Below are 7831 nucleotides of genomic sequence, written 5' to 3' on the forward strand. Positions count from 1 at the left end.
CTGAAAACCTGCAATTAAGTTAACAACAACAACTAATAAGAAAATACCATAATAATTGACGCCTTTAATTTTCATAGACTGTAAAAAAATGGGATCAATCACAAACAAAACCAATGGACGATAGATGATCGCAATTGTGATCAGTGTAAAACACATAATCGCCCACAAGAAAGTCAACATCGTATTATCAATCGTTAATACAGATCCAAACAAAATATGCAACAAATCTACTTGTGAACCGATCTTTGAAATAATAATGACACCAATGGATAGAGAAATGAGATAAAATGCAGCAAAACTTGCATCTTCATTTAATCTCGTATAACGCGATACTAAAAATGCTAATAATGCAATTGCTATCCCTGCAATCACACCGCCAATACCCATAGCGATCAAATTAAACCCATAGAACATAAACCCCAAAGCAATTCCAGGCAAAATCCCATGACTTAATGCATCGCCCACCAAACTCATTCTTCGCATCACCAAAAAACTACCCACAACGCCAGAAGAGACTGCCACCATAAAAGATGCCAGCAAAGCCCTTTGCATAAAAGGAAATGTTAAAAATGGCGTGACTAAAAAATCCCACATAATTGATTAATTATTCCTTATTCTGAAACAGAGCACACTTCAGCCCCATCATCCCAATATAGTGATGCCGAATATGCTTTCTCAAAATTTTGTTCAGTTAACACATCTTGTGTTCGCCCAAAAGCAACTTTTTCACAAGCCATCATGAGCGTGTAATCAAAATACTCTTTTGCCACATGAAAATCATGAATCACTGCAATGACAGTTTTACCTTCAGTTCGCCAATTAGTAATCACCCGGCATAAATCTAAATTTGTTTTAGCATCTACAGCATTAAATGGCTCATCTAATAAAATGACATCAGCATCCTGAACAATAATCCTAGCAAATAAAGCTCTCTGAAATTGACCATTAGATAAGTTATCGATTGTACGATTCTCAAAGCCAGTTAAGCCAACCGTAGCCAATGCTTCTTTGACTTTCGTCATAGTATCTTCAGGTATTTTGCTAAAAATTGATCCACTCGCTAAGAAGCCTGTCGCCACAAGATCTTCCACTGTGATAGGTAAAGAACGATCAATATCTGATTGTTGTGGCAAATAACCGACTGTTTCATCATGATTAAAACATACCTTACCTTCATCAGGTACCAACATGCCCATCATAATTTTTAAAAGTGTACTCTTCCCTGCACCATTTGGCCCTATGATCGCATTCGTAAAACCGCATGGAAAGTCGACACTGACGTGATGCACAACGGGATGACGCTGATAACTCATCGTAACATTTTGTACAGTAACACAAGGATCCAACATTTTAATTATCGCTTTTTCGAATAATTGCTCAGTATAATATAAACAGTTAATATTCTATAATAGAGTTTGCATATTACCTAAAGGTGCTCTTTAGCAATCAAACAAAAATGAAGTACAATATCCTATTGATCTTATGAGTTGCGAGTAAATAATGAATAAAACAGCATTAATTATAGATGATAGTGCAACAGCCAGAATCGGTATAAAAAATATGTTGCAAAATTTAGGCTATGTAGCACATACTGCCAATAATGGATTAGACGCGCTAGAACGAATTTTAGATATCCAACCTCATGTTATTTTGCTCGATTTATCCATGCCTGTATTAGATGGCACAGAAGTCCTTACGTTACTCAAACGACATCAAACTACTCAAAATATCCCTGTCATTATTCTTTCCGGCAAAGAGGGAATTTGTGATAAAATTCGTGCAGAAACACTAGGAGCAGCAGGATTTTTAAATAAACCCTGTAAAGAAGATCTGCTCACAGATATGTTAACCTCTCTAAAATTAATTCAATAAAGGCTTTAACATCATGAGTATCAGAGGCATTGTTTATACAATAGATAATATCCTATGCATCACACAGATCGATACAATTTCAGAAGTTGTACAAGGCTTAACCCCTACTCCTATTCCTTTGACAAAAGATTGGCTAGTTGGCACAATTCAGTTACGAGGCAATATCGTGCCTGTCACTGATATCTTAAAACTTTCCAATCCATCCATCACCAATCGCTCTTTGGAACAACACAAAAATAACATATTGATTATTCAAGAAAATGAGTGGCAATATGGGATAAAAGTCAATAAATTAATGGGTATCCGCGTCATTCAAGCAGAGGAAAAAGAAGCAACGCACTTCCCACCTGAATTTGAAGGGCTACCTGAATTAGTAAAAGGCATGTATGAGATTGATGAGGGATATTTATATAACATAAACCTATCTAAGCTCATTCAAAATAATGCATTTATGCACCCAGAATTATAGAGATAATATTTATTTTATAGAGGCAAAAACCATGCTACCCAAACTCAAAAAATTTCTATCCACACATATTCCCCATATTCTATGCACGATTGCGCTAGTAATTTTTACAACACTAGCACTATCTATGGTTTATAACGCACATAATGCTACTTCCCAAGATCAGGCAAATCTTTTAAATAGCCAAATGTCTTCTAGTAGTATTAACTCTATCAATGCAACAAAATTAGTGAACGCATTAAAAGCAAACGATACTGATGAGGCTGAAAAACTATTAACATCCTTACAAAAAAGCTTAAGTGCGCAAAATCAAAATCTTGCTGTGACATCATCTAATTTAGAAAATCAGGCAGGAGCATACTCAATTTTGGGTATCACGTTACCGGCAATCGCATTGTATATCTTCTTAGGGCTAGCAGCGCTTAGCTTATTACTACTCATAATCTTAATGTATAAATCAAGCACAACATTGTCCATTGAAGATTCTCAATCGTTGCAGTCACAACAACACACTCAACAAGCACTTTTAGAATTCCTAGAAGTTATTCAAGCACTATCTGAAGGTGACTTGACTGTACAAGCGCAAGTATCGGATGACATTACAGGTACATTAGCTGACTCATTCAACTTTTCTGTTGAAGAACTAAGAAACCTTGTTTCCATGGTTAACCAATCCACCAAGAAGCTATCAGAAGCGGTAGGTGACTCTTCAACTGTTGCAGAAGTATTATTAAAAGCATCCACCGAACAGGCTCGTAGAATTTCTGAAGCATCAAATACAGTGATTCATGTAACAGAAGCCATGATTGATGTATCCGATCAAACATCATCAGCCGTTGATATTGCAATGAGCTCAACTGAAGCGGCTCGCTCTGGTTCTGAGCGTGTACGTTCAACAATTTCAGGTATGGATCAGATCCGTGATCACATCCAAGAAACTTCAAAACGTATTAAACGCTTAGGTGAATCTTCACAAGAAATCGGTGACATCGTTGAATTAATCAATGACATCGCTGACCAGACACACATTTTGGCATTGAATGCATCTATTCAAGCAGCGGCTGCAGGTGATGCAGGCCGAGGCTTCGCTGTTGTTGCGGATGAAATCCAACGATTAGCTGAAAGAACAGGTAACGCGACACGCCGTGTTGAAAATATCGTTAAAGCTATTCAAACAGATACCAACGAAGCAATCTTTGCGATGGAAAAAAGTACCAGTGAAGTGGTTAATGGTGCGAATTTGGCAGAACGTGCAGGTGAATCATTGAATGAAATTGAATCAGTATCCACTCAATTAGCATCCATGATCCAAAACGTATCTAAATCATCACGCGAAGTATCCACATTGGGTAACAAGATGAAAGATAGTATCGACTCTATCAAAAAATTAACTGAACAAAATGTAACAAGTACTCAAATCACTAACCGTTCTGTTGAAAAAATCAATGAATTGGCTAATGAATTACGTGAATCCATCAGTGGTTTTAAAATCAAATAAAACATCCAATATAACTAGGCGCATCTAAATAATGCGCCATTAACTAAAATAGATATAGGAACGAATCAATGGCAGCATTGCATGATGAGTTAATAATTGCAGTTAAAAGTTTACGTGCATTCCTCATTCGTAAAATTTGGAGCACTGCATCCATAGAGAAAAACAACCAAGTAGTTGATGCTTTTGATGCGAATTTTTTACTAAAACTAATTCAAGATGACTCTGAACATGTTGAGACATGGCAGTACTTTATGTCTTTTTATGCACAGAAAGATCATAGATACTTTAATCATACGGAACAAAAAAGTATCTATGCATTGATTCGCCATCTAAAAGAGATCATAGATGGACAAGCTATTGATACCATTTTAATTAAGAACGCATTTCAAGAGCTAAAATTAGAGCCTATTACAGAGCATGATCTTCAACAACTACGTGCAGTTCATTCTCCTGCACCAGAAACATCTATAGAAAATGAGATACAACCTGTTGAAGCAGTGCCAGCAGAACAACCACTGATACAATCAACTGATATTACTTTGCCGGCTGATGCACTTCAAAAGCTCATTTTAGATATCAATGCAAACAATGCATTACCTAAAGATGCATACTCAATTATTCAACCCTTTGAGTCAGTACTACAATCACATTATCAAGATGCACCAAGTTTCATTCAAGCACCAACCGATCATGATAAAATAGTTGCATTAATTAAAATTACTGACTTCTTTGTCATATCTAATCAAACCAATAACTACGCACAAGCAGATACTTTTGATTCAGCCCTAAAATATCGCTATATGTTATTGGCTCAAAAAAATTTCTACGATGCCGTTGAGCGCCTCAAAAACTCACAAAAGCAAGACACAAAATATCTTAAAGATGTTAATGATATTGTTAGCGCTACTAACTCTCAGCTAATATTCACTCCAAGCGATGCTCTAAAAACACAATTAACAGCCTTTACAGAACAACAAACTGTAGACAATGCATCTGTTGTTTTAAGCCAAATTCATGCTGAATTAACAACATTAGAAATTATTCAAGAAAAACCTGAAACAATTATTAATGATGAGCCGAGTGTTACAGATACGATAAGTACTGAGCCTTCACTACAAGTGATTACCTCAGCGAAAAAACACCCATATTATTTAGAGGGAAGTTTAGAGCCTACAATGAAAGAATCGCCACAATATGATGACGATTTAATCCAGGAACTTAAAGAAAGCTTCAGAGAAGAAGCAGAAGAAGAAATCTTCCCTTTAATAGAATCTGCTTCAGCTGTTCTTAAAAATCAGCCTTATCAAGAATCTGATATTCTAGATTTGCGTCGTGCTTATCACACCCTTAAAGGTAGTGGCTATACTGCCTCAATGCCAATTATTGGTGAAATTGGTTGGCAAGTTGAACGCGTGATTAATGGTGTACGTGATAACCATTACCCCTTCAGTGAAGCTATTTTATATCATGCTTTAGATGGATACGATGCTGCTAAGGCTCGTTTAAGCAATCCTGAAATTCAAGATAATGAACTACAGCGACTAACCTATCAAGCTCAGTACCTCATTGACCATAAAGGCGTTATTGAACCATCTGAAATAACAGTAGAAACAACAAGTGCTCCTGCAGTAATAGAGCCAAATATAGAAGTTGAAGTTACACACCATTATCAAGCATTTGATGAGATGCCGGATGATTATGTATCACCTTATCACCTACACGGCTCTGCCCTACCAGTAGAATCTGAAGTTGCATCATTAGATGAAGATCTCGTTGCAGAATTAAGAAACAGCATGTTTGAAGAGGCTAAACGTGAGTTATTGCCTGAGTTGAACAGAGTTTCTATTAATCTATTAAATGATAGTGCATCACATTCTGACTTAGAACGTACACGCCGTGTATTCCATACCTTGAAAGGCAATGCCTTAATGATTGGCCTAAATACATTAGGCGAAGTTGCAGGCACAATTGAAAATATTTTAGATGCTATTATTTCAGGACGCTATAAACTCACTCCAGCAATCACAGCACACATTGCAGATGTTTATATTAATCTCAAAAAATATTTGAATAATATTAATATCTCAGATGAAGAACGTAATCGTTTGTTATATCAAGGGAATATGCTCAAAGAGCATAAGGGTAATATTACTGAATTCCTCTCTAGCCCCAAAACAAAGGAAGCTGATAGCATTGTTGATCCAGCACAGACAACACCGGCACAGCCAAGCGTGGAAGATATTTTATCTGAACGTCGCCAAGCAATGTTCGAAAATATTCAAAGCGTTATTGAACAAAGTGAATTAAGTAATCTTGATCAAAAATTAACAGATGAAATATTAGAGCTAACGGATGAAGAGCTCAGTCAGCGTTTAATTACGGGATTCACAAAATGTGAGAGCAGAACCTATTCCGCTTTGAAACGCTATAGCCAAGATATTTCTTTATGTTTATTGCATCCTAATTTCTCTAATAGCCAACCACTGCATAATCTTTTAATCAGTGCTTATCACAAACACTTACTGTTATTCCGTGCACATGGCTTAACACCGCAAGATGCTCGCTTAATTTTATGGGGCAAAGTCTTAACAGCAGTATTAGCAATCATTAAAGTTAATCAGATCAATGAATCCATTGCATATGAGTATATTGAAGAACTTCAAAAACCAATTTTAGAGGTTGAACATAAAGAAGTTAAAGCTCAAACAAACTCAGAAAATACACAAGAAGAAGTTGATCCTGAGCTTATGCAGGCTTTTCTAGAAGAAGCACATGAAGTATTAGAACAAGCCGATGAGCTTATTCAACAATGGCAAGAAGAAAACTATAATCCTCAGTCTGATAAAATATCTGAACTTCGCCGTCAAATGCACACCTTAAAAGGTGGCGCTCGCATGGTTGGGAAAGATGGTTTAGGACAATTGAGCCATGCACTAGAATCTCTATTGGATCCAAACTACATTACATTATTTGACTCAGATCCTAAACGATTTGAGGTACTCCAGCGTGCACTCGATCATTTACAGGTATTATTAGAAAGTGATAGCAAGCAATTAGATCATGAAGGCTTTAACCTACTATCGGCATTACACCTATTATTAGGTAATGAAAATCCACCTGAGTTGACAAAAGAAGGAGCAGTTACAGGTCAATCTACAACAACAGAAGTGACTGATAAAACTGCAACTGCTGCTCAATCTGAATTGAGCTCATTGAAAATTTCTCCTACACAACTTAATAGAATCAGTGAAAAAGTTTCAGAAAACAATATTCTAACTACACAGTACAATAACTCAATGTCTAATGTTATTGGTATTTTGGCTGAGATTGCTCGAACCACTCAGCATATCAATATGACTGCGCGTAATATTGAAATTGAAACTGAAGCACAAATGATTTCAAGACATGCTAAAGCATCGCAGAATAAAGAAGAGTTTGATCCTCTTGAATTGGATCAGTTCTCAGAGTTACAACATTTAGCACGTTCAATTTCTGAGTCCATCGAAGATCTTAATACATTCCATAAACATATCAGTGAACATATGGAAGTAATGAGTACTTCATTATCAAAATTTTCAGGTAATCAAAACTTAATTTCTGACACGCTAACAGATATCGGTACGGTTAGTTTCAATCAAATTTTACCAAGGTTACGCCGCATTGTTCGCCAAATCAGTAAAGCCAATAATAAACAAATTGAGCTCATTGCTATTGGTACAGATACTCAAGTTGAAAGAGTTGTTTTAGAACAAATGACAGCCGCCTTTGATCATATGATTCGTAACTCAATCATCCATGGTATTGAATCACCAGAAGAAAGAATTGCTGCAGGCAAACCTGAACATGGCATCATTTCACTCAAAGTATCCAAACGTGGTTCTGATTTAAATATTGAGCTTTCAGATGATGGTAAAGGATTTAATATTGAAAAAATCCGCATTAAAGCTATCGAAAAAGGATTAATAGAGGCTGATACAATCATTGATGATACCGAG

The 7831-nt window shown here is 36.3% G+C and carries 6 protein-coding genes; 4 read left to right on the forward strand and 2 right to left on the reverse strand.

Going from position 1 to position 7831, the window contains the following annotated elements:
* Window positions 1-594, reverse strand: a 594-nt coding sequence (locus BZK14_RS08535) for a metal ABC transporter permease (protein ID WP_077926091.1), incomplete at its 3' end; no start/stop codon positions are given.
* Window positions 595-611: 17 nt separating this feature from the next.
* The gene (locus BZK14_RS08540; RefSeq protein WP_077926092.1) at window positions 612-1349 is read right to left on the reverse strand and encodes a metal ABC transporter ATP-binding protein; all 738 of its coding nucleotides are present in this window, start codon (window positions 1347-1349) and stop codon (window positions 612-614) included.
* A gap of 151 nt (window positions 1350-1500) precedes the next feature.
* Here BZK14_RS08540 and BZK14_RS08545 point away from each other — a divergent pair, with 151 nt between their 5' ends.
* From BZK14_RS08545 to BZK14_RS08560, 4 genes are all read left to right on the forward strand, one after another.
* Entirely contained in the window at window positions 1501-1872 is a 372-nt protein-coding gene (locus tag BZK14_RS08545; RefSeq protein ID WP_077926093.1) for a response regulator, read from the forward strand.
* Between the two features lie 13 nt (window positions 1873-1885).
* Entirely contained in the window at window positions 1886-2341 is a 456-nt protein-coding gene (locus BZK14_RS08550) for a chemotaxis protein CheW (protein ID WP_077926094.1), read from the forward strand.
* Between the two features lie 31 nt (window positions 2342-2372).
* Window positions 2373-3836 carry a methyl-accepting chemotaxis protein gene (locus BZK14_RS08555; protein WP_077926095.1) on the forward strand — a complete coding sequence of 488 codons (1464 nt, stop codon included), beginning with the start codon at window positions 2373-2375 and terminating at the stop codon, window positions 3834-3836.
* A 68-nt stretch (window positions 3837-3904) separates the two neighbouring features.
* The coding region (locus BZK14_RS08560; RefSeq protein WP_077926096.1) for an Hpt domain-containing protein at window positions 3905-7831 on the forward strand (3927 nt) is incomplete at its 3' end.

The organism is Wohlfahrtiimonas larvae, assembly GCF_002006755.1.
Classification (GTDB): Bacteria; Pseudomonadota; Gammaproteobacteria; order Cardiobacteriales; family Wohlfahrtiimonadaceae; genus Wohlfahrtiimonas; species Wohlfahrtiimonas larvae.